This window comes from Colwellia sp. MB02u-14 (assembly GCF_014076915.1).
Lineage (GTDB): Bacteria > Pseudomonadota > Gammaproteobacteria > Enterobacterales > Alteromonadaceae > Colwellia_A.
On the sequence record NZ_JACGUX010000079.1, the window covers coordinates 81,916 to 105,203 of the forward strand.

Here is a 23,288-nt window from a genome sequence, read left to right on the forward strand (position 1 = left end):
AAAACTCAATAAGGTTTTATTATGTGCTAAGAGTGTAATTTTTTATTAACAACAGCTTTTTTTGCATAGAACTTAAGCATATTAGCAACATCTATAATTAACGCTATTCCACCGTCACTGGTGATTGTTGCACCAGCCATACCTGGGGTACCATGTAATAGACGGTCAAGTGGCTTAATAACAACCTCTTCCTGACCAATTAAACTATCAACAACAAAACCTATTTGTTGATTGCCCAATTGAACGATAACCACATGACCTTTTTCTCTAGGCTTATCAACAAAGTCGCGTACTAACCATTTATCTAAATAGAATAATGGAATAGCTTTCTTACGAACGATGATGGTTAATTGCCCGTCAACGACGTTGGTAGTAGTTAAATCAAGATGAAATATTTCATTCACACCAGCAAGTGGTAAAGCGAAAGTCTGCTTTCCAACAATAACCATGAGTGTCGGTAAAATGGCTAGGGTTAGCGGGACTTTAATCTCGAGTACAGTACCTACGCCCATTTCAGAATCTATACTTACTGTACCATTTAATTGGGTGATCTTGGTTTTTACTACGTCCATACCAACACCACGGCCTGAAACTTCAGAGATTTCTGTTTTAGTAGAGAAACCTGGGGCAAAAATCAAACTAAAAGCTTCTTTATCTGTCATTCTAGAAGCAGCATCAGTATCAAGAACACCGCGTTCTATAGCTATTTCTTTTAACTTTTCGGCATTCATGCCGGCACCATCATCTTTGATGGTTAATAATATATGGTCACCTTCTTGAGAGGCAGAAAGAACAACAACACCTTCTCTAGGTTTACCCATAGCTTCACGTTTGTCAGGTAATTCAATACCATGATCAACTGAATTTCGCACTAAATGCACTAAGGGATCAGCCAATGCCTCAACTAAGTTTTTATCTAGATCGGTTTCTTCACCTACTAGCACTAATTTAATATCTTTATCTAAACTTCGTGCTAAATCTCGAACAACACGAGGGAATCGTCCAAAAACTTTTTTGATTGGCTGCATACGGGTTTTCATCACCGCACCCTGCAAATCTGTTGTCACAGCATCAAGATTAGAAACAGCTTTTGTTAAGTCTTCATCATCTTTGGTCAATCCTAAACTTGTTAAGCGATTTCTGACTAATACTAGCTCACCTACCATATTCATGATTTGATCAAGACGTTTTGTATCAACCCTAACCGTTGTTTCACCTTGCATTGCTTTAGCAGGTGCTTTTTCTGGAACAGGTGCTTTTACTACTGGCTTAGCAACAGCCGTAACCGGTGTTGGCTTAGGGGTTTGAATTTGAGCAACAGGTGCTGGTTTGGGGGAACTCGTTGCTGCTGGCCTAGATAATTTTGGCGCTTGGCCTTGACCATGCAATTCGTCTAACAAAGCTTCGAAATCATCGTCGCTTATTTCATCAGACGACGCACTATTTGATGAGGGTGCCTTACCGGTATTGTTAGTCACAAGTTCAGATGAAAATGCACCTTGACCATGCAATTCATCGAGTAGGGATTCAAATTCGTCATCTGAAATATCATTACTGTCAGAAGAAGCTATTGTCGCTTTTTCTGCGGGTGCTGGTGTTGAAGCCGATCCGCTACCATGAAGCTCATCGAGAAGACGCTCAAATTCATCCTCTGACATCTCATCACCCGTGGAAGAAATTTCAGTTTCAACAACAGATTGAACAGGCTCAGGCGCTTGTTCTTTGCCTTCAGGTTGGCTTAGTCGATGCAACTCAGCAAGTAACGTTGCATCAGCTTTATCAAGTTTTTCACCATTTTGAACTTGCACAAACATTTCATTTACAACATCAAGTGCTTGTAAAATAACGTCCATTAGGCTTGCACTAACACTACGCTGGTTTGTACGTAGCAGATCGAAAATATTTTCTGCGCCATGACAAACATCAACTAAGTTATGTAACGCTAAAAAGCCTGCACCACCTTTTACAGTGTGAAAACCTCTGAATATAGCGTTTAATAATTCAGCATTATCAGGGTCGTTTTCAAGTTCTACAAGTTGTTCCGAAAGTGTTTCAAGTATTTCTCCGGCTTCAATTAAAAAATCCTGAAGAATCTCTTCATCTTGCTCAAATGACATCCAGCAACTCCTATTAAAATCCTAAACTTGATAAAAGGTCATCAACATCATCTTGATCAGCGACAACATCATCACGTTGCGCTGAGTTAACGATAGGGCCTTCAACTAAGTTATCACCTACTTTGGGTTTACTTCGCTCTAAGTCATTTTCTGTTGTAATACCAAAAGCGGTCAGCATACCAATTAAGCTATCTTCTACTTCACGTACTAGATCAATAACTTTACGAATAACTTGTCCGGTTAAATCTTGAAAATCTTGTGCCATTAAAACATCAGTCATTAAATCATGCATGCGAACTGATTCTTTATCTGTCGTTTTTAACAATAAATCTATATCAATACACAAGCTTTTAAATTCAGCTAACCCCAACTTGTTATGCATGAGTTTTTGCCATAACGGATTAACTGCCTTTATCTGCTGTTGTATCGTATCAACAACTGGGAAGATAGATTCTACAGCATCCATGGTTTTATTAGCGGCTTCTTCCGTGCGGGCAATAACGTAGTTTAAACGTTCTTTAGCATCGGGAATATCTGCTGTCGCTAAATCATTCAACCGAGAATCTAATTGAAAATTATTTAATGAATCATGTAATTGACGCGTTAATTTGCCTATTTCAGCAAACAACTCTGAATGAATTGGGTTTTGAATTTCTGCAATTAACTCATCTGCCTTATCTTGTTGGCCACTTTCTAAATATTCGACCAACAGTTTTGCTTCTTCCAAAGAAACATGCACATTAGTATTCACACTCATGCAACAACCTCACCTATAGACTAATTAATGAACGAGCTAAAGAATTAACCTAAACGTTCAAATATTTTATCTAACTTAGCGTTTAGCGTTGCTGCTGTGAATGGCTTAACAATATAACCATTAACACCTGCTTGAGCTGCCATAACAATTTGTTCTTTTTTTGCTTCAGCAGTAATGAGCAAGACAGGAATATGAGATAACTTAGCATCAGCACGAATGGCTTTGAGTAAATCAATTCCTTGCATACCAGGCATATTCCAATCAGTTACAACAAAGTCAAAAGAGCCTTCTTTTAACATGGGTAAAGCAGTGCTACCATCATCTGCTTCTGAAATGTTAGTGAAGCCTAAATCGCGCAACAAATTTTTCACTATACGTCTCATGGTTGAAAAATCATCAACAACAAGAACTTTCATATTTTTATCCAAGGCACCCTCCGGTGAGAACATTTTAAAATTTAATTGTATGTATATTCTACTTAACTTTGCCAGGATTGCATACGTCCTTTTAACCTATGCATCGCTTGGCTATGAATTTGACTAACACGTGACTCACTTACATCAAGCACTTGACCAATTTCACGTAGATTTAATTCTTCATCATAATATAGTGACAGTACTAGAGCTTCGCGTTCGGGTAAAGTGGAAATGCATGCCGAAAGCGATTTTTTAAAAACTATTTTTTCAAAATTATCATAGGGATCGTTATTACTAACATCTTCCATATTCGTTAAAGAATCCTCACCAACACCAAGATCTTCTATACCGATTATTTTACCTGTACTAACTTCACTAAGAATATGATGGTAGTCATTTAACGAAATATCAAGTTTTTCAGCAACTTCAATATCCGTAACATCTCTTCCTAGATCGGCTTCTAGCTTTTTTATGGCTTCGCTGACCATGCGACTATTCTTATGAACTGAACGAGGAGTCCAGTCTCCACGGCGTATTTCATCAAGCATAGCACCACGAATACGAATGCCAGCAAAGGTTTCAAAACTTGCTCCTTTACTGTGATCAAAATTATTTGAAGCTTCAAGCAAACCAATCATACCTGATTGGATAAGATCATCAACCTGCACGCTAGCAGGCAATCTTGCTAATAGGTGATAAGCGATTCGTTTCACTAAAACTGTGTGCTGCGCAATTATTGCAGATTTATCAGTTTGAATACTGTAAGCATTTGGTTTTACCACTATCGCTCACTCGCTAAAATCATGTGAAAATTAAGCACTTTCAAATAAAGTACTCTTATCTTTTTGCTCATTGTTACTAATTTTCTAACAACTGCTCAATAAAAAACTCTAAATGACCAGATGCTTGTTTAGGCATTGGCCACTTAATTAAATTAGCTGCTAAAGATTTAAAAGCAACGGCAGCAGGTGACTGAGGATAAGCTTCAACAATTGCTTTTTGTTTTCTAACAGATTTTCTTATGTTCTCATCAAATGGGATTACCGCAACCAACTCGAGTGCAACGTCTAAAAATCGATCGGTTACTTTTGATAGCTTGCCAAACAGTTGCTGGCCTTCTTTTGGAGTTCGCACCATATTAGCAACAACTTTAAATTTGAATACACCATGGTCACGACTTAATAGTTTCATTAAAGCGTAGCAATCAGTTATAGAAGTAGGTTCATCACAAACCACTAGCATCACATCTTGTGAAGCGCGACAAAAGCTCAGTACCATATCTGAAATACCTGCGGCGGTATCGACAATGAGTACATCAAACTTAGTGTTCATGTCACTAAAGGCACGAATCAAACCCGCATGCTCTGAGGGCGTTAGATCAACCATTGACTGTGTACCCGACGTAGCAGGGATAACATTAATACCCGCAGGGCCTTCAATGATAATATCGTCTAATTCGCATTCACCAGAAAGTACATGTGATAAATTGCGCTTTACTCGTAAACCGAGCATGACATCAACGTTAGCTAAACCTAAATCGGCATCTAAAACTAAAACGCGTTGTCCTAATTGTCCTAGTGCGATAGCGGTATTGAGTGAGACGTTAGTTTTACCTACTCCGCCTTTACCTCCAGAGACTGCGATGACTTTTACTGGTTCGGAACTTTTCATTTTTCTTAAGCCACTTGCTTGATCATTCATTTATCGTATTTCTCTACTTTCTTACGAAAATCCATCAACTAAATTTAGTATAACCCTATAATCACATAACCTGCATATTTTTATAGGATTAAAATTCACATATTATAACAAGTTATGGGAATACAGCGGTATTTACCGTGTTGCACATTTGATTAAATATGCGCTCAACTTTTTTATGAGGACAAATAGATAAGTACCTAGCATAAAAGTTGTCTGTCATTGTTCTACTGAGCAATTGTAATACTTAAGTGTTATTCGTTTTAGGCATTAAAAATGAACCCGTTTCTAATCAACTTGATACCATAGGTGCTGTTCGCCAATTTATTGGTTTATTGACTTGATTTTTCGCTGACATTTTATCTGCTAGCGTAACGAGTTTTTCAGCATTTGCAACTTTAATATCTTCTGGAACTCTTTGTCCATCAGTAAGGTAACCTATTGCTAAGCCATTTTGAATAGAGGTAGAAATAATTTCACCTATGCTAAGACTTTCATCCAGTTTAGTATAAATACAGCCAGCCAGTGGTACTTTTTTAAAGCGATCTACATTCTCTTGCATCACACGCTGCTGTGTATTGGCCGCTAACACTAAGTAATTACGAATCCTTACCCGTGCATTTGAAACTAACGTTGTTAAGTGTTTCGCTAAACGCATGTCACGTTGCCCCATCCCTGCGGTATCAATAAGTATCAGTTTCTTTTTAGAATATTGTTGTAACAGGGTATCTAACGTTTTTGCGTCACTAGCAAGTTTTACTTCGCAGCCAATAATGCGCCCATATGTTGCTAATTGCTCGAACCCAGCGATTCTGTAGTTGTCGGTTGAAATCATCGCAACTTGGTCTGCACCATGAATTTGTGCAAATCGGGCCGCTAATTTAGCTACTGTTGTGGTTTTACCCACGCCAGTGGGTCCAACTAAAGAAACGACACCACCACGATGAATAATGTCATTGTTTGTGGTATTTATTTGTTGGCTGATAAACTTTTTAGCTAATTGCCAAGTATCCTGATCATTCTTTTGTGCGGGGATATAACCGGCAATTTGGTCTGAAACTTCTTCATTCATCCCCAATGACATTAGTCGGTTTACCAGCATAGCGCGAGCAGGATCCTTTTGCGCCATGTCCTGCCACATCAAACCAGAAATTTGATGTTCTAATAATTCACGAATAGAAGACATTTCATGTTTCATTTTTTCTAAGTCTTCGTTATTTACATTTTGTGCAGGCGGCAAATTCATTTCTGAAGCGCTAGACAGCTCCTCAATAGCAGGTTGCTGATATTGTCTTGCTGTTTGCTCGTTACCTGGCTCTTGACTACTTTGTTCTAAGCGATCAGTAAAACTTTTAAATTGTTGCTCTATATTGCTTGATGGAACTGGCGTTGTTGATTGCCCAGAGTTGCTTGTATTATTTTGAGTTAACTTTGCCGCTGCTTGTGAGATTTTATCATGCTGAACTTGATTAATACCCTGGCCATTAAGTGCTGGAGCTCGTTGCACTTGACGATTGAGTAATGCCGCTAAGCTATCGGAGGGAATTACACCTTCTTCACCACCTCTATTATTTTGAACAGAAGCATTCGTCATTGGATTATTTTGACTAAGGTTAACAACATCATTGTCAATTGCACGGGCTGAGCTATTACTTGCTTTAGCCTTAGATCTATTTTCAGAGGTATGTATCGCTGGAGCGGTTGGCTTGGTCACATTAATTTCAACGTTGTTATCAACCGCAGCCATTAATTCAACACCTTCAGGTACACGTTTATTTGACATGATCACAGCGTCAGCGCCTAGCTCTTCTTTGATTTGTGTTAGAGCACTTCTCATATCTTTTGCTACAAAACGTTTAATTTTCAAAACTAACCCCTTATCAACTGCAATCGCTGTTAATGACATATTCATTTAACGGCCAATATTCTCTGCTGTTCATTACCGATATCGTAATTATTGACCAATAGCGCTGACTATCTTTATCTGCTTATCGTCAGGAATTTCTTGGTAAGAAATTACGCGTAAGCTAGGGATAGTATATTTAACAAATTTAGCAAGTACTGCTCGTAAAATCCCTGAGGTTAACAATATTGGCGTATCTCCCGCCATTTCTTGTTGTTGAGCCCCTTCAGTTAAAGATTTTTGTAACCGTTCTGCTAAACCTGGTTCAATGCCTGCGCCATCGTCTCCAGCCATCTGCATAGACTGATGCAACATCTGTTCCAATTCTGGCGACAATGTTATGACAGGTACTTCAGTAACCGGACCTACCAACTCTTGTACAATGAATTTACGCAAGGTTATACGTACCGCAGCAGTCAGTATTTCTGGGTCTTGAGACTTAGGCCCATATTCAACAAGCGTCTGAATAATGCTGCGCATGTCGCGAACCGCTACACCTTCATTCATCAAGTTTTGCAAGACTTTTACCAGTGTGCCAAGTGTTAAAACATCAGGGATAAACCCTTCAATTAATTTAGGATAACTTTTACCAAGCATATCAAGCAGGTTTTGTACTTCTTCATGGCCAAGTAGCTGTGAAGCATTGTTTGTGAGGATTTGACTTAAATGGGTCGCAAGAACGGTGGAAGCATCAACCACAGTGTAACCCAATGATTGCGCATGTTCTCGCTGTGCATTTTTAATCCATACAGCCTCTAATCCAAAGGCTGGATCGATAGTAGCCACGCCATCTAATTTTCCAAAAACTTGTCCTGGATTAATCGCTAACTCATGATCATGACGAATTTCAGCTTCACCAATAGTGACACCCATCAATGATATTTGATAAACATTAGGGTCTAAATCGAGATTATCACGAATATGTACAGCTGGAACCAAAAAGCCAAACTCTTGAGAAAGCTTCTTACGTACCCCTTTTATGCGATTAAGTAACTCTCCACCTTGAGATTTATCTACCAGTGGTATCAAGCGATAACCGATTTCCAAACCGATAATGTCAACGTGGTTGACGTCATCCCAACCTAAATCTTTAACTTCGGCTTCTTGTTGTTGAGTTTCAACCTCTGCAGCCTCTGATTTATCAGCTAACTCTTTTTCTTTTGCTACTTTATATTTTCCACTAAAGAAGGCTGTTCCTCCCACCATGAAAGCAAATAATAAAAAGGAAAAATGAGGCATGCCAGGAATAATCCCCATAACAAACATAACCGCAGCAGCAATATACAACGAACGTTCTTGACCTAATTGACTACTGACCTGCTCGCCCATGTCTTGTGAGGTATTTTGTCGTGTAACAACAATAGCCGTACCTACGGATAAAAGTAAACCTGGTATCTGAGCAACCAGACCATCACCTATCGTTAACAGCGTATATATTTCAACGGCACTGTCAAAACTTAAGTCATGTTGGACCATACCGATGACCAGTCCGCCAATAATATTAATCAATAATATTAATATTCCTGCAACCGCATCACCTTTTACAAACTTACTTGCACCATCCATTGAACCATAAAAGTCTGCTTCACTGGTCACTTCAATGCGACGATCTCTTGCTTGGTCCGCAGTAATAAAACCCGCATTTAAATCAGCATCTATTGCCATTTGCTTTCCTGGCATAGCGTCAAGCGTAAAACGAGCTGTGACTTCAGCAATTCGCCCAGCACCTTTGGTTACAACAACAAAGTTAATAATAATCAGGATAACAAAAACGACTAAACCTACGGCATAGTTTCCACCAATAACTACTGAGCCAAAGGCTTCAATAACTTTACCTGCCGCATCAGGGCCTTTATGTCCTTCGAGCAATACAATTCGAGTACTGGCGACATTTAGTGCTAACCGTAAAATGGTCGCTATCAGTAACACCGCAGGAAAGGAGCCAAACTCAAGGGGTTTTAAGGTATAAACAGTGATCAGTAATACCACCAAAGATAAGGCAATATTAAAAGAAAAGAGTATATCGAGTAAAAATGAAGGCATGGGCAAAATAACCATACCCAGTGCCGCCATAATTAATAGTGGCGTACCTAAACCAGAAAATAAGTTTATTTTATTTTTTTTAAATTTGTTAAATGAAGTAATTAACTGCATATTACTCTTATGATATATTTTTGACGCATACTATGAAATAGCAATAAGCAGACCAACAATCGATTAAAAGTGGTTGGATTGGATAATAAACCATCAAAAGATTTTTAAACCATTAATAATTAAGTTAATTAATATTTAAAATCATCGGGAATAGGGAGATTCTTTGCAATAGGTGTTGGTTTTTTAGCCTTACCTTTTTTGTGTTCGTTAAGTTGAAATATAAAAGCTAATACTTGGGCGACCGCAGCAAAAAGTTCTTCTGGAATGTCTTGATTAGCATCCGCACAATAATATAAAGAACGGGCTAATGCCGGAGACACAATAATTTCAACATTATTCTCTTTCGCTATGGTGCGAATGTGCATCGCCATTTCGTCGATACCTTTTGCCACCAACATCGGTGCTCCACCTTGAGCGACATCATATTTCAAGGCAACAGCATAATGCGTAGGGTTCGTGATAACGACATCAGAATCTGGGACTTCTTGCATCATTCTTCGCTGCGACATTTCATACTGAGTGCGACGAATACGCCCTTTTATCTCAGGGCTACCTTCTGAATTTTTCATTTCATCTTTAATTTCTTGCTTAGTCATTTTTAATTGACGGGTGTGGTCCCAGGTTTGGTAAGGCGCATCAATAGCGGCAATAATACCAACCGATAAAGCAAGTGCTAGAAACATCCACTGCAATAAAGTTACCGAATGCTCTAAGCTCAACGGTATAAGTTCTAAACTCAGGCCAAGTATTTCTTCGAATAAGCTACTCAATAATAAATAAGCAACAATAAAAACGACAAAGAATTTCATCAGTGATTTAACTAATTCAACGAGCGCTTTAATACCAAACATACGTTTAAGGCCTGCTAATGGCGACATTTTACTGGCTTTTGGCGCCATAGCTTCGGTAGAAAAACTCATGCCCCCTAGCATGGTATTACCAATAAAAGCGGCAACGACAATGATCGAAAATATCCATAACATCGGGGCAACTAAACTTCCTACTGAGCCTCTAAGCACATTATACAACGCATGAAAGTCCATCACTTCAGCGCGACTCAAACTAAATGAACGCTTCATGATGCCTGCTAAGCTTTCCGTTAACATTCCACCAACAAGCATGATAGCAACAGCACTGCCAACCAAGACAAACATAGTCCCTAAATCTTTAGAACGCGCTATTTGACCTTTTTTTCTGGCGTCAGCAAGTTTTTTTTCTGTAGGTTCTTCTGTTTTTTCACCGCTACCTGCATCAGCCATTAGTTCGCCTTACAATCAATGAGGTAACAACTAAAATCAAGTGCACGTTTCCATTGCAATTCATAATGCGTAAAAAAGTTGCCCATCGTTAACCACATAATAAGTAATCCTGCACACATAGTGACAGGAAAACCTATTGCAAAAATATTTAATTGTGGCGCAGCACGTGTCATTACGCCAAAGGAAAAATTAATTAATAACATTGCGGTTAAAGGGGCTAACGCTAATGATAACGCTGTAGCAAACATCCACTCGCCCCATTCAACCACTTCTTTAAACTTATCGGGAGTAAATTTATATTCCCCTATTGGCAACGTGTCGAAACTCGCCACAATAAAGTGTAAATAAGCTAAGTGCCCATCCATTGCCCAAAACATAAGGGTTGATAAAATTAGGAAAAATTGGCCAACCGCAGGGACATTCATACCACTCACAGGATCAACGAGAGAAGCAAAACCTAAGCCCGTTTGCATCGCAATAATTTGTCCGGCAAGCGTAAAAGTATTAAGGACCATTACCGTTACAAGACCGAGTGCAATACCAATAACCATTTGTTCAAAAATAAGCAAAGTGGTTTGAAAAGAAAGAAGACTATCGACTTGTGTTGGTGGAATGGCTGGCATAATAGCAATCGTTAATGTCATACACAAAAACACTTTAACTTTTCCAGGTATGACTTTGGAACCAAAGCCTATCATTGACATTATAAGCGCAGAAATACGCGAAAAAGGTAAAATAAAGTCAGCGATATATTGCATAACAACTGACTCAGTGAACTCCACTAGTTCACCACACTGGGAATACTTGAAATCAGCCGGATAGTGAAATCCATTAATTTTTGTACTAGCCAATGTCCTCCAAAAATAAGCGCTAAAAGCGTCACAATCAGGCGAGGCAAAAAGCTTAATGTTTGTTCATTTATTGACGTGGCGGCTTGGAATACTGCGACAATTAAACCCACACATAAACCAGGAATGATAATAGCTGAGACCAGTACAATAACTAAAAAAAGTGCATCACTGAGTATGTCAACAAAGACTTCTGGATTCATCAGCCACTCCCCATTCCGTAACTGGTAGCAATGGTACCTATCACTAAATTCCAGCCATCAACCAATACAAACAGCATCAATTTAAAGGGTAATGAGACGATCATTGGCGATAACATCATCATACCCATTGCCATCAAAATACTAGCAACTACTAAATCGATAATCAAAAAAGGAATGAATAACATGAAACCTATTTGAAAGGCCGTTTTTAACTCGCTAATAATAAAAGCGGGGATAATCACCGTCATGGGTAAATCAGTGGGTTGATTAACCGCAACAATTCCTGCCATATTTGCTAACGTTTCCAAGTCTTTAATTCTGGTTTGTTCAAGCATAAAAGCGCGCAAGGGTATTTTGGCACTTTCCATCGCTTGAACAGATGTCATTTTATCGGCTAAATAAGGTTCAATCGCACGTTGATTTATTTCATTATACACAGGCGTCATAATGAACATAGTCATGAACAACGTTAAGCCTATAACCACCTGATTAGAGGGTGTTTGTTGTAACCCTATGGCTTGTCTTAAAATGGCCATGATCACGACAATACGCGTAAAAGAAGTCATCATAATAATCGCAGCAGGAATAAAGCCTAATGCGGTCATAAACATTAATATTTGCAGGGTTACCGTATATTCTTGTGAACCGTCGGGGTTAGTGGTCAGCTTTAATGCCGACATACCTAAGTCATCAGCGGCTAATACCGTTTGGCTCGCAAAAAAAACAACTAACAGTAGAAATAGGAAAATAAAACCTTTAACCGAAAATAAACTGGTGAGTAAATTTTCAATAGCATTTCTTTTTACCCTGCTTTTAGCTGGATATTCTGTTTTTTTAGACACTTTAGTTAACGAAGGAGCTGTCATGAGAATTTTTCACTCTTGGCTTTATCTATAGAGTTACGGCTAAACTGTGATAATTTTTGGCTAAGCTCTATTGGCACAACACTTTTAATTTCAATAGGTTCAGCTAAAGTTTCAAGCAGATTAATTTGCTGGGCGGTAATACCCAATAATAATTGTTTTTTACCCACTTGTACCACAATTAATCGTTCTTTAGTGCCTAAATTTAGGCTCGTCACAACTTTAAGACCATTAACGACGGACCTGCCACCTACTTGAAATTTTTTTAATATCCACGCAACGACAACAATCATTAATAACACCGCAAGTAAAGAAAGTATCATACTGCCAGCATCAAGGTTACCCATAACATGTCGACCTACTTCCACCGTGTCGGGTTTTCTCTGATTCAAATCAGTGCCAGCGTTTTTTTCAGCAACCGTTGGCGCGACTAAAGTTTCTTCAGCACTGTTTTGAAAAGTAATAAAAATTAAGAAAATAAAAAGCAATAAGCGCATAAGCTTTACTTCAACTTTTTAATACGTTCAATTTGGCTAATAACATCCGTTAGTCGAATACCAAACTTATCGTTCACCACAACAACTTCACCATGTGCTATTAACGTACCGTTAACTAAAACATCAAGCGATTCACCAGCGACCCTGTCAAGTTCTACAACGGAGCCTTGATTTAACTGTAATAAATTGCGAATACTGATGTGGCTGCGTCCTACTTCCATAGAAATAGTCACAGGAATATCTAAAATTGCGTCAAGTTTGCGCTTTTCTTCACCCGTGATCGGTGCATCTTCTTCAAGTTCTTCTAATTCAACTGTTTCGGCTTTGGCTGCAGCTTCGGCTTGTTCATCCATCGCCTCGTCCCACATACCTAAATCGTCATCTTTATCACTCATGCCATTGGCCTCAAATTTACTTTATTATCTACTTTTGCTTTAATAAAATTATTAATAATCAAAATCATCTTCTAAAAGGTGTAACTCTGCATCACTATCTAAGCGCTTACCCCCTTTGGTTAATATGGTTAATTCATTTTTTACTGACTCTGGACGTTTAATTTTTTCAGAGATCTTAATCGCAACATTGTCACGACTACGTCCTAATTTAGCTCTAAATGACGGTAAACCTTCAATTAACACCGTAATATGTTCTGGCATCTCAATAGGAATTATATCACCCTTCTCTAAATCCATAATTTTCTGTAAAGAAAGATCTACAGAGATAAATTTAGTGGATAGCTCAACAGGTACATCCATGATTTCATCACGAAGTGCTTTTGACCAACGCATGTCCGTGTCTTCTTTATCACTTTGTACACCCGCATCAAGTAACTCACGAATAGGCTCAAGCATTGAATAAGGTAAAGCAATATGAAAGTCACCACCGCCACCATCAAGTTCAATGTGAAAGGAACTGATCACCACAACTTCGGTTGGACTGACAATATTCGCCATTGACGGATTGACTTCAGAGTCTAGATACTCAAAAGATACGTCCATGACGGGAGACCATGCTTCTTTGTAATCTTCAAAAATCAACTTTAACAGCATTTGAATAATACGTCGTTCGGTTGGCGTAAATTCACGCCCTTCAATTTTCGCGTGGTAACGTCCATCACCACCAAAAAAGTTATCGACAAGAATAAAAACTAATCGCGCTTCCATGGTAATTAATGCGGTACCTTTTAGTGGCCTAAAGCGAACCATATTCAAACTTGTTGGCACAAATAGCGTATGAACATATTCGCCAAATTTGATCATCTGAATACCATTAATAGATACTTCAGCTGTACGGCGCATCATATTAAATAAACTAATACGCATATGACGAGCAAAACGTTCGTTGACCATTTCCAGTGTTGGCATTCGGCCACGCACAATGCGATCTTGTGATGAAAAGTCATAGTCAGAGGTGCTGCCCTCTTCTTTGGCAAAGTCTTCTGATACTTCCTCTTCTTCGACGTCGTCAACACCATGTAATAGCGCATCAATTTCGTCTTGAGATAATAAATCACTCACTGAATAGTCTCTTTAGTTAAATGCATTGTCTTACTGCATTACAAAACCGGTAAATAATACTTTTTCAACCACATTACTACCTTCAACATCTTTCATAATTTTATGAACTTCAACTAAAGATTTTTGTTTTAATGATATTTTTCCTGCACTGGTTGCTAAATCATCAGCATTTGACTGAGAAAAAACCGCCAGCAAGGTACTTTCGATTAAGGGCACATGTTTCTTAGCTACTTCTTCATTGTCAGAGCCTCTTACTAATAACTGCACTCTTATTTCAACGAAGCGATCACGAGAAGCACCCGGTACGTTAAAACGGAACGGTCTTGGCATTGGCACATATAATGCTGAACCTGTACTTGGCGCAACATCTTCTTTTGCTTCGCCTTCAGCACTGTCATCGCCACTGTTGCCATCAAGTTCAGCGTCAAGTTGATCTTGAGAAACAGGATCGTCTCCTCCCATAAAGAAATAAACGCCACCGCCTACACTAGCCAATATCACAACAGCAGCAATGATAATGATCATCTTTTTGCTTTTGCCTTTACTGTCTAATTCTAACTCTTTACCTTCGCCTTTTTCTTCAGCCATCATCGAGCCTTTAATATCTATTTAAATGTTAGGTTTATGTTTAATCAACTATATCGTTGAATCGCCAGCTAGCCAATGAGTTTTCTCATTTAAGCGTAGTAATCTACGCCAGTTGATGAACCTTTAACCAAATTTAGTGTTTGCGTATCACTTAACGCTGATAATTCATTACCAGTAACATCGCCCTCACCACCTTGATCACCACCGCCAAGTTCATCTTCATTTTGTTGTTTGCTTTGTTGCTCGACATTGGCATCGCCAACATCAACACCACTTTCAGCAAGCATCTCTTTTAATCGACCTAAGTTTTGATCAAAAGCTTCTTTTGCCTGCTGGTTTTGCACCGTAAAGTTAACAACAGCCTGCTCATTTTGCATATTAATTTTAACGTTAACATTACCTAGTTCTTGAGGATCAAGACGAATTTCAATTTGTTGAAGTTTCTGGTTCATCATTACCATAACTTTATCTTTCAACGCGCCCGCAAAATCTTTACGGTATACTGATAAAGTTTCATTGTATAATGAAGTCGCTTGCTTTGCATTCGTGACCGATTGAGCCGTAGATTGAACATTTTCACTGCTCAGTTTGGTGATCATCTCTTCAGTAAAAGCTGCTGATTTTGTCGCTTCATTAACTTGAAGAATATCTCTGTTAAGCGCATTTTCAATACTGATATTCATTTGTTTTTTATCAAAAATCTCATTAAATGGTTTTTCTTTAACTGATACTTCATTATTGACCAATTTTTCAGTGTTAGATAAACTTTGTGCCATTTTCTTGTTTTGTTGCTCTGACGACTGCTCTTGAGATTGTTCGCCAGCACTTGAGTTTTGTGCCTCAAGTACTTTGTGGGTTGCTTGATTGATCACTCGACTTTGATTCTGGTTACTTTCTTGAGCTTGTTTTTCGCCAGGAACGCTCACTCCAGCAAAAGCGACTTTATCTGTATTGATATTGTTAGCATCAATTTCACCCACCAAGTTTTCGTTTTTAACCGTTATGGGTAATGCCGTCTCGGCTCCCTCTTTTGTTAACGAGGTATGATTTTTCGCATTACTTTGTGGGGTTTTATCATGCGTTGTCACTTTATCTTGACTACCTAAAAACGCTGTATTGACTTTTTCTAATTCACCTTCAATCGCTGTATTTTCTTCACCAACCGCAAGGGCTTCAAGATCACTTGCTGACATTTGCTGCTTTGTCACATTGTTAACGTCAGTTTGGGTTGACAGCAGGGTTTTAAGATCAGTGAATTTCATTGATGAAACTTGCTCATTTCCTGTTTTCCCCTCGACTACAGCAATGTCTAACTTACTTTCATTTTTAATCACTTTACCCGCATCAACAACGGGTGGGATTTGAGCGTCAGTTTTATTTATCAATGCCGCGTTTTTGCTAGCTACCTGCATTTTTAATTGCTCAGCTACGTTTTTATCGGGGGTAGGTTTTACTGAATTATCTTCAATTTCACCTGTTTTTATTTTATAATTTCCACCAAGTACTTGCTTTAAAAGCACTTCTAATTCAGTTTTGTCTTGCTGCTTCCCAGCACTTTCTAGGGTTGATAATTTTTCATTAGTTTTTGGCGTAACCGTATTTTCACCATCGGATAATATTTTTTGAGAAGCAGACAAGAACGACATCAGTTGCTCGGTAGTACTTTCTGTATTTTTAGAGGTCGTCGATTCGTTATTAACGTTTACGACTATTGTACTTTTCTGCTCAGGATCTTCTTTTTGAGCATTTTCTAGCTGATCTTTTCTTTCATTGATATCTTGATCATCACTAGGCAACTGTTCTGCTGATTGACTCTTATGAGTTTCAGTGTTGATTTCTTCATCAGATGCCGTACCTAACTCTTTATCTTTCGACGGAACACCTTTATTTACGGGGTTACTTTCTGCATCAACTTTCGCTTTGTTGCCACTTATTTCTTGTTTCTTGCCGCTTTGTTGGTTTTGATAATGTTGATCCACCATTTGCGCAAAATCTTTATTTGGATTTTTTGACGAGCCTGTTACTCTTGACTGAACAGAACTAAAGTCCTTACTTGGCGCTATATCTATGGCTAATGTATTAACTTGCGGCATAGTAAACCTTTTCATTTCAACGGTAAGTTTGAGCTATATTTAAAAGAGTTATAGCATTTTTTATGGCTAATTTTTTCTAACACATAAGTAAGCAAGTATTGTTCCAAAGAATATTGTAATCTTTAGAAATAGCTTTATCTCTGCATTTTTTGTCGCACAAATTGTTGAGTAGCAATTTCATCAAACATTTTTTGTTCTTGTTTATTTGCAATAATGGCCAGTGCTTGTCTTTTTTTATCACGAAGCAATTCCACTGCTTGAATTTTTTGTCGCTGAGCAAACCACTGTTGCTTGCTCTGTTCGACTATTGCCTTGCTTTGCGTGATGGCAATATCTACTTGCTGAGCTGCGTTGTCTAGCTTGGCAATAAAGGCATGAAAATGGCTAAATGTTGCGCTATCGATACCGACCATTGAACGTTCATTTAACCGTTTCATATACTCAAGTCGATACTCGCTAACACTGTTTAACCGTTCAATATTCTGCTGATATTCAAATTCAGCCGTTTGTAGTGCTTGCGCTGCTTTTTTTTCTTTGTCTTGTTCATAACGATGTAAGGTATCCAGTTGCTTTAATGGCATAAGTTACCCCTTTGTAATAGTGAATGGCCAAGTAGCGTTACTACACTTTCTTTAACAACACGATGCAAGAATATTTTATTATCCCTGCGCTGTTTGTGCGTGTGCTTGCGCTGCAGAAAATATTTCTTGGAGTTGCGTTAAGCTTTGATCATAAGGAATAACTTCCAACATTTTTTGTTGTAAGAAAAATTTGATCACTGGCATTAAGTCAATTGACTGATCAATACGAGGATCATTGCCACGGCTATAAGCGCCAATAGCAATCAAATCTTTGTTTTGCTGGTATAGGGAATAAACTTGTTTTAATTGTCGAGCGAGTTGCTGATGCTCTTCACTGGTCACCATTGGCATTACACGACTAATAGAACCTTCGATATCAACCGCAGGATAGTGACCTGCATCAGCTAAAGCACGAGATAAAACAATATGTCCATCTAAAATTGCCCGAGAAGCATCTGCAATAGGGTCTTGTAGATCATCACCTTCTGTTAATACCGTAAAAAATGCGGTTATTGATCCCTGACCTTCACCACCATTACCCGCTCGTTCTACCAGTTGTGGTAACTTTGAAAATACTGAAGGCGGATAACCTTTGGTTGCTGGAGGCTCGCCCACAGCGAGTGCTATTTCTCGTTGCGCTTGTGCATAACGTGTCAGCGAGTCGACCAATAATAAAACATTTAAGCCTTGATCTCGAAAATACTCAGCAATTTGTACCGCTGTTTCACAACCTTTTAGACGCATTAATGGCGAATTATCTGCAGGCGCAGCAACAACAACTGATCGTGCGCGTCCTTCTTCATCTAAAATTTCTTCAATAAATTCTTTAACTTCTCGGCCACGTTCACCAATTAATCCCACCACAATTACATCAGCAGTTGTGCCACGTGTCATCATTCCTAGCAAAACACTTTTACCAACACCTGAGCCAGCGAACAGCCCCATACGCTGACCCACACCTACGGTTAAAAAGCTATTAATAGCACGTACACCAACGTCTAGAGGTTTGGTAATTGCCCGTCTCGATAAAGGGTTAATGGGTTTATTATTTATTTGGTAATGACCCGAGTTTTTGATTGGACCTTTACCGTCTAAGGGTTTACCTACACCATCAACGACTCGGCCAAGCAAATCCATTGAAAAAGGTAAGCGAGCTTTCGTCGCTAGCGGCACAACGCGCGCGCCAGGTAAAACGCCTTGTAAGCTTTGTTCTGGCATTAAATAAGTGATGTCTTTAGAAAATCCGACAATCTCGGCGATTAAATCGCCTTGTGCGGTCTCGACCAGACATTGGCTTCCTACTGCGGCTTTAACCCCAACAGCTTCTAAGGTTAAACCCACAACCCTTACTAAGCGCCCCGCGACAGAAACTTTATGCGGATGGACAAACTCTTGACAGTTTTTTAGTCTTTCATTTAGGCGAAAGGTATTAACCATAGCGGTATTTTGACTCTTTTATACAAGAAATTACTGATGTAATGCATCTTGCAAAAATGAGTCCAATACTTCTTTCATCCGTGATTTAACACTCAAATCTACGTTGGAAGTACTGTTTTCAATTTGACAACTACCAGGAACAAGCTGTGGTGCAGCAAGCAAGCGCCAACCTTGCTCTTGAACATGATCTGCACCAAACTGCTTTTCAACACGTTTAATATCATCTGGATGCAATAAAATTTGTGTTTGTGCTTCTTGGCTAGGTAAAGCTTTTATGCCTGCAGAAATTGCGCCTATTATGATATCAGGATTTGTTTTAGCTTCTTGTAGGGTAACAGCTTCGGTAAGTTGCACAACAAGGTGAAGAAGTTGTTGTTCGACATTTTTTTCTACATCGAGTAACGGCTTATGCAGCTGTTCAGTGAGCGACTGCCATGCTGCAGATTGTTCTTCTATACTTTTTTCCCCCTCTGCCAAGCCTGTTTCAACCCCTTCTTTATGCCCGAGTACCACACCTTCTTCGTGGCCCGACACCTTTCCTTCCTCATGACCTTTAGCAAAACCTTCTTCTTTACCTTGACTAAAACCTTCGTCAAATGCCGCTTGGCGAATGTTTTCAATATCTTCTGCCGTTAACGGCGCTATTTCCTCTTCAACTATATCTTCAGGGGGTTCGAAACGCCAAGCGGTTTTCTTACCCATAGCATTAGTGGTTTCATCTTTAACTTTATTTTCAGGTTCTACGGTAGGCAACGACCATACATCAGTTTCTTGTTCAAGATCGTGCTTAATAATATCAGCGTTGGTTTTATTTAATATTTTCATAATATGTTATAACAGTCTTTATTAAACGATCTACATATAGGAGACCCTGAAGTGGCTTCAGGCGCTAAATATTTACATGAGTAACGTTATTCGATGGCGCTATTTAGCACAAGTCATTTGAAAACGGGGGCATCATCGAGTTAAAGGAACTCATCACCGCCACCAGCTCCCCCTAGCATAATCTCTCCCGCGTCAGATAAACGTCTAGCCACAGACAATATTTCTTTTTGTGCAGCTTCAACTTCACTAATACGAACAGGTCCCATGGCTTCAAGATCATCGACAAGCATCTCAGCAGCACGTTTCGACATATTTGCCATAATTTTTTCTTTCAGAGCATCATCAGCTCCTTTAATTGCTTTCATTAGGGCATCTTGCTGCACTTCACGCAATATTGCTTGGATACCACGGTCGTCAACATCAGCGAGATTTTCAAAGACAAACATTAAGTCTTGTATTTGTTGGCTCATTTCTTCATCGTGCTCGCGAATAGAGTCCATCAATAGACCTTCAACATTGGTATCAAGAAAGTTCATGATATCGGCAGCTGCTTTCAAGCCACCCATTTTAGCGGCTTGTGCGCCCGCTTGACCGGCAAATTGTTTTTCCATAATTTCATTAAGTTCTTGCAGTGCTGCAGGCTGAACTTCTTCAAGGTTGGCGATACGCATCATTAAATCAAGACGTACTTTTTCAGCGAACTGGCTCATAATTTCAGCCGATTGATCAGGGTCTAAATAGGAAAGTACAATAGTTTGAATTTGAGGATGTTCGTTACGAATAATGTTCGCTACTTGTTTTGAGTCCATCCACTTCAACGAGTCTAAACCTTTTGCACCGCCACCCATAACAATTTGATCAATTAAATTACCGGCTTTGTCTTCACCTAATGCCGCTGTTAACGCTTTTCGAACGAACTCTTCACTTTGGAAACCAATTGTACTAAAGTTTTGTATTTCATGAATAAAAAGTTTATGAACAGCGGTAATTTTCTCTTGCGTGAAGTCTTCCATCGCGGCCATGACCATGCCCACTTGTTGAACCTGTTTAGGTTCTAAATGTTTTAATATTTGCGCGGCATCTTCTTCAGATAAACTGAGTAATAATATCGCAGCTTTCTCTGCGCCATCAAGTTTGTCAACGTCAAACCCTTTAGGTGCAGCGCTTAGCTCTTGCATTTCATCACTCATCTTCGTTCAACCAACTTTTAACTACTTGAGAGGAAAGTTCAGGCTCGTTAGCAACAAGCGCTCGAACAGCTTTTAGTATATCTTCATCACGATGTAGGTCTGGTAATTGTAAACTCCCATCAGGAGCAAACCCTACTGCCGCTGCATCAAACTCTGATGTTAGCATATCCATGGTTTCATCACCCAAATCAATATGACTATCAAGTGATTTATCACCGTAGTCGTCAGGAGTTTGGTCTGGATTAATTAGACGTTTGAGCATAGGTTTAACAACAACTAATATCAATACAATAATAACCAGTGCGCCCATACCTAATTTGAAAAACTTCAATATGGTGGTATTTTCATAAAAAGGTACTTTTGGCGCTGGCTCAATAATTTCACGAGAAAAGGGTAAAGTAACCACCTCTAAAACATCACCACGTTGTAAGTTAAAGCCAATACTGCCTTGTAATAAGCGGCGAATGTTTGACATTTCTTCCACACTTCTTGGCGATTGTGTAGTCGCACCTTCTGCTCCTGGCACTGATAAATAATCAAGTGCGACAGAAACACTGATTCGGCGAACAACACCTGCTTGTTGTTTAGTATGGCTTATTGCTTCGTCGAGCTCATAGTTTTTGGTTGATTCGCTATGTCTGCGGCCAGGCATTGATTTTTGTTGCGCCCCCCCGTTGGCGTTCTCTGGAATATTTGAATCAAGTGGTGGTTGATTACTCAGCGCACCAGGAATTCCCCCTAATAAACCACCAATAGTGTTGTCTTCAATTTTCATCTCACTGCGCAGTGCAGGTAAATCGGAATTATAACGACGCTGCATTTCTTCACTTGAGGTGAAGTCCATAGTGACATTAACTTGGGCAGTGTAATTTCCTAATCCAACAACTGGAATTAATATACTGTCAATTTTGTTTAAGTACTCATTCTCTCTTTTTTTCTCCATTTCAAATTCTTTGCGTGAACGAGAAGAGACTGAAGTTTGTGAGCCTGAATTAAGTAAGCGACCATTTTGATCTGTAACGGTTACTCTATTGGGTTCCATACCCTGGACCGCAGAAGCAATAATATCGACAACAGAATCAACTTCTTCTTCTGATAATAAACGACCTTTGCGTAGCGTTAAGACAACGGTACCCGATGCGCTTCGGGTGCGTTTTGCAAAAATATTTTCCCGCGGTATCGCCAATAATACTTTTGCTCTAGAAATAGCTTGTAATTCTTCAATGGTCCGAGCAAGTTGTTGTTCACGAGAAAACTTAAGGCGTTCTGTTTCAAGTCGCTGACTAACACCAAAGCCCATATCTTGCATAATAATTTCACTACCTGCTGAGGGCTCATCTGATAAACCTTCTCGCGCTAATAAAATTTTGATGTCTTGATATTGATCACTGGGTACTGAAATAGTGTTATTTTCTTGACGGTATTCCACTTGGTTTGCGTCGAGAAAATCCATTGTTTTGATTAGTTGCTCAGTCGGCTGCTTAGCAAGAAATCGGTATTCCGCTTGATTTGCCCACATAATAACAAAGACAGCAATGGCTAAACATATTGCCAGCGCCATAATTAAGGTAATTTGGCGTAACAAATCAACATTACCCATTGCAGAGGCAAAGCCTGACTTTTGTTCATCAGCCATGTTTTCGGAACCGTCGCTTGCCATTAGCCCCGTGCCACCGTCTGCAGCAATCATTGAGTTATTATCAGTATCAGCCACTTACTCTCTCCACTACCACTTAATTTTTATGATGAAATAGGTCTGTTTTTTTAATACAAAAGACTCATTAAACAGGCATATTCATTATTTCTTTGTATGCTTCTACAAACTTATTACGTACTTGTACGGTAGCGTCAAAGGCAATACCCGCCTTAGCAGAAGCAACCATGGTATCAGCGAGGGTAACGCTTCTGTCGCCCATTTCAAAAGCAGTACGCTTAGCACCTGAATCTTTTTGAATATCATTAACATTATTCACAGCATCTTTAAGCATATCGCCAAAGCTACTTGCAGATTTATTGACAACCGGAGAAGCGTTATCTCCCATTGCGAGGTCATTACCCATTTTTTCAAATGAGACACCTTGTGCTGATGAGTTTCCAAGCGACATACTTTGCATTTGTGCATATAAAGAATTGGTATCGATATTCATGGTCTACTCACCTGTGTCAATTTTTTGCTACTAACCCTAAAAATAACGGCTTAGTTCACGATATAACCAGATATTGCAAGCATGGTGCCAGTATTATAATTATGGAAGAAGTGGTTATTTAAAGGGGCTGATAGCAGTAAACCCAACATTTTAATAAAAAAGTTGGGTTTATAAGGGAATTTTTAACCGTTGTCG

Annotated in this window: 22 protein-coding genes; all 22 read right to left on the reverse strand. The window is 39.1% G+C overall.

Annotated features, from left to right (window positions below; translation table 11 throughout):
- Positions 1–26: 26 nt before the first annotated feature.
- Positions 27–2,117: a chemotaxis protein CheA gene (locus H4J52_RS10700; RefSeq protein WP_182176941.1), complete on the reverse strand. Its 2,091-nt coding sequence runs from the start codon at positions 2,115–2,117 to the stop codon at positions 27–29.
- Positions 2,118–2,130: 13 nt separating this feature from the next.
- Positions 2,131–2,874: a protein phosphatase CheZ gene (locus H4J52_RS10705; RefSeq protein WP_182176942.1), complete on the reverse strand. Its 744-nt coding sequence runs from the start codon at positions 2,872–2,874 to the stop codon at positions 2,131–2,133.
- Between the two features lie 44 nt (positions 2,875–2,918).
- Positions 2,919–3,302 carry a chemotaxis response regulator CheY gene (gene cheY / locus H4J52_RS10710; RefSeq protein WP_070374617.1) on the reverse strand — a complete coding sequence of 128 codons (384 nt, stop codon included), beginning with the start codon at positions 3,300–3,302 and terminating at the stop codon, positions 2,919–2,921.
- 50 nt (positions 3,303–3,352) lie between these two features.
- Positions 3,353–4,075: an RNA polymerase sigma factor FliA gene (locus H4J52_RS10715; protein ID WP_404851828.1), complete on the reverse strand. Its 723-nt coding sequence runs from the start codon at positions 4,073–4,075 to the stop codon at positions 3,353–3,355.
- Positions 4,076–4,148: 73 nt separating this feature from the next.
- The gene (locus H4J52_RS10720) at positions 4,149–4,991 is read right to left on the reverse strand and encodes a MinD/ParA family protein (protein ID WP_182176944.1); all 843 of its coding nucleotides are present in this window, start codon (positions 4,989–4,991) and stop codon (positions 4,149–4,151) included.
- Between the two features lie 289 nt (positions 4,992–5,280).
- Entirely contained in the window at positions 5,281–6,855 is a 1,575-nt protein-coding gene (flhF, locus tag H4J52_RS10725) for a flagellar biosynthesis protein FlhF (protein ID WP_182177647.1), read from the reverse strand.
- A gap of 87 nt (positions 6,856–6,942) precedes the next feature.
- Positions 6,943–9,045 carry a flagellar biosynthesis protein FlhA gene (gene flhA, locus H4J52_RS10730; RefSeq protein WP_182176945.1) on the reverse strand — a complete coding sequence of 701 codons (2,103 nt, stop codon included), beginning with the start codon at positions 9,043–9,045 and terminating at the stop codon, positions 6,943–6,945.
- A gap of 128 nt (positions 9,046–9,173) precedes the next feature.
- Positions 9,174–10,304 carry a flagellar biosynthesis protein FlhB gene (gene flhB, locus H4J52_RS10735; protein WP_182176946.1) on the reverse strand — a complete coding sequence of 377 codons (1,131 nt, stop codon included), beginning with the start codon at positions 10,302–10,304 and terminating at the stop codon, positions 9,174–9,176.
- Positions 10,304–11,086: a flagellar biosynthetic protein FliR gene (gene fliR, locus H4J52_RS10740; RefSeq protein ID WP_182176947.1), complete on the reverse strand. Its 783-nt coding sequence runs from the start codon at positions 11,084–11,086 to the stop codon at positions 10,304–10,306. The genes flhB and fliR overlap by 1 nt, the downstream gene beginning before the upstream one ends.
- On the reverse strand, positions 11,086–11,355 hold the full coding sequence (gene fliQ, locus H4J52_RS10745; RefSeq protein ID WP_182176948.1) for a flagellar biosynthesis protein FliQ: 270 nt from the start codon (positions 11,353–11,355) through the stop codon (positions 11,086–11,088). Before fliQ ends, fliR begins: the two co-directional genes overlap by 1 nt.
- On the reverse strand, positions 11,355–12,035 hold the full coding sequence (gene fliP, locus H4J52_RS10750) for a flagellar type III secretion system pore protein FliP (RefSeq protein ID WP_259366621.1): 681 nt from the start codon (positions 12,033–12,035) through the stop codon (positions 11,355–11,357). The genes fliQ and fliP overlap by 1 nt, the downstream gene beginning before the upstream one ends.
- Before the next feature lie 182 nt (positions 12,036–12,217).
- Positions 12,218–12,715, reverse strand: coding sequence for a flagellar biosynthetic protein FliO (fliO, locus tag H4J52_RS10755; protein WP_182176950.1), 498 nt, complete (start codon positions 12,713–12,715; stop codon positions 12,218–12,220).
- A gap of 5 nt (positions 12,716–12,720) precedes the next feature.
- A complete protein-coding gene (fliN, locus tag H4J52_RS10760) occupies positions 12,721–13,110 on the reverse strand; it encodes a flagellar motor switch protein FliN (RefSeq protein WP_182176951.1) in 390 nt (129 codons plus the stop codon).
- Positions 13,111–13,161: 51 nt separating this feature from the next.
- Positions 13,162–14,232, reverse strand: coding sequence for a flagellar motor switch protein FliM (gene fliM / locus H4J52_RS10765; protein ID WP_182176952.1), 1,071 nt, complete (start codon positions 14,230–14,232; stop codon positions 13,162–13,164).
- Positions 14,233–14,262: 30 nt separating this feature from the next.
- Positions 14,263–14,820 (reverse strand): flagellar basal body-associated protein FliL, encoded by a 558-nt coding sequence (gene fliL / locus H4J52_RS10770; RefSeq protein WP_182176953.1) that lies wholly within the window; start codon positions 14,818–14,820, stop codon positions 14,263–14,265.
- A gap of 89 nt (positions 14,821–14,909) precedes the next feature.
- On the reverse strand, positions 14,910–16,913 hold the full coding sequence (locus tag H4J52_RS10775; protein ID WP_182224683.1) for a flagellar hook-length control protein FliK: 2,004 nt from the start codon (positions 16,911–16,913) through the stop codon (positions 14,910–14,912).
- 134 nt (positions 16,914–17,047) lie between these two features.
- The gene (gene fliJ / locus H4J52_RS10780) at positions 17,048–17,494 is read right to left on the reverse strand and encodes a flagellar export protein FliJ (protein ID WP_182176955.1); all 447 of its coding nucleotides are present in this window, start codon (positions 17,492–17,494) and stop codon (positions 17,048–17,050) included.
- A 78-nt stretch (positions 17,495–17,572) separates the two neighbouring features.
- Positions 17,573–18,931: a flagellar protein export ATPase FliI gene (gene fliI, locus H4J52_RS10785; RefSeq protein WP_182176956.1), complete on the reverse strand. Its 1,359-nt coding sequence runs from the start codon at positions 18,929–18,931 to the stop codon at positions 17,573–17,575.
- Between the two features lie 30 nt (positions 18,932–18,961).
- A complete protein-coding gene (fliH, locus tag H4J52_RS10790; protein WP_182176957.1) occupies positions 18,962–19,756 on the reverse strand; it encodes a flagellar assembly protein FliH in 795 nt (264 codons plus the stop codon).
- Positions 19,757–19,896: 140 nt separating this feature from the next.
- Positions 19,897–20,946: a flagellar motor switch protein FliG gene (gene fliG / locus H4J52_RS10795; protein WP_182176958.1), complete on the reverse strand. Its 1,050-nt coding sequence runs from the start codon at positions 20,944–20,946 to the stop codon at positions 19,897–19,899.
- Positions 20,939–22,660: a flagellar basal-body MS-ring/collar protein FliF gene (fliF, locus tag H4J52_RS10800; RefSeq protein ID WP_182176959.1), complete on the reverse strand. Its 1,722-nt coding sequence runs from the start codon at positions 22,658–22,660 to the stop codon at positions 20,939–20,941. The genes fliG and fliF overlap by 8 nt, the downstream gene beginning before the upstream one ends.
- Before the next feature lie 67 nt (positions 22,661–22,727).
- Positions 22,728–23,093 carry a flagellar hook-basal body complex protein FliE gene (gene fliE, locus H4J52_RS10805; RefSeq protein WP_182176960.1) on the reverse strand — a complete coding sequence of 122 codons (366 nt, stop codon included), beginning with the start codon at positions 23,091–23,093 and terminating at the stop codon, positions 22,728–22,730.
- Positions 23,094–23,288: the final 195 nt, after the last annotated feature.

Excerpts from the sequence above, each read along its gene's own strand:
- H4J52_RS10700 (WP_182176941.1), bottom strand. The coding sequence starts at position 2,117 with ATGTCATTTGAGCAAGATGAAGAGATTCTTCAGGATTTTTTAATTGAA.
- H4J52_RS10705 (WP_182176942.1), bottom strand. The coding sequence starts at position 2,874 with ATGAGTGTGAATACTAATGTGCATGTTTCTTTGGAAGAAGCAAAACTG.
- H4J52_RS10720 (WP_182176944.1), bottom strand. The coding sequence starts at position 4,991 with ATGAATGATCAAGCAAGTGGCTTAAGAAAAATGAAAAGTTCCGAACCA.
- flhA (WP_182176945.1), bottom strand. The coding sequence starts at position 9,045 with ATGCAGTTAATTACTTCATTTAACAAATTTAAAAAAAATAAAATAAAC.
- flhB (WP_182176946.1), bottom strand. The coding sequence starts at position 10,304 with ATGGCTGATGCAGGTAGCGGTGAAAAAACAGAAGAACCTACAGAAAAA.
- fliQ (WP_182176948.1), bottom strand. The coding sequence starts at position 11,355 with ATGAATCCAGAAGTCTTTGTTGACATACTCAGTGATGCACTTTTTTTA.
- fliP (WP_259366621.1), bottom strand. The coding sequence starts at position 12,035 with ATGTCGGCATTAAAGCTGACCACTAACCCCGACGGTTCACAAGAATAT.
- fliO (WP_182176950.1), bottom strand. The coding sequence starts at position 12,715 with ATGCGCTTATTGCTTTTTATTTTCTTAATTTTTATTACTTTTCAAAAC.
- fliN (WP_182176951.1), bottom strand. The coding sequence starts at position 13,110 with ATGAGTGATAAAGATGACGATTTAGGTATGTGGGACGAGGCGATGGAT.
- fliL (WP_182176953.1), bottom strand. The coding sequence starts at position 14,820 with ATGGCTGAAGAAAAAGGCGAAGGTAAAGAGTTAGAATTAGACAGTAAA.
- H4J52_RS10775 (WP_182224683.1), bottom strand. The coding sequence starts at position 16,913 with ATGCCGCAAGTTAATACATTAGCCATAGATATAGCGCCAAGTAAGGAC.
- fliJ (WP_182176955.1), bottom strand. The coding sequence starts at position 17,494 with ATGCCATTAAAGCAACTGGATACCTTACATCGTTATGAACAAGACAAA.
- fliI (WP_182176956.1), bottom strand. The coding sequence starts at position 18,931 with ATGGTTAATACCTTTCGCCTAAATGAAAGACTAAAAAACTGTCAAGAG.
- fliH (WP_182176957.1), bottom strand. The coding sequence starts at position 19,756 with ATGAAAATATTAAATAAAACCAACGCTGATATTATTAAGCACGATCTT.
- fliG (WP_182176958.1), bottom strand. The coding sequence starts at position 20,946 with ATGAGTGATGAAATGCAAGAGCTAAGCGCTGCACCTAAAGGGTTTGAC.
- fliE (WP_182176960.1), bottom strand. The coding sequence starts at position 23,093 with ATGAATATCGATACCAATTCTTTATATGCACAAATGCAAAGTATGTCG.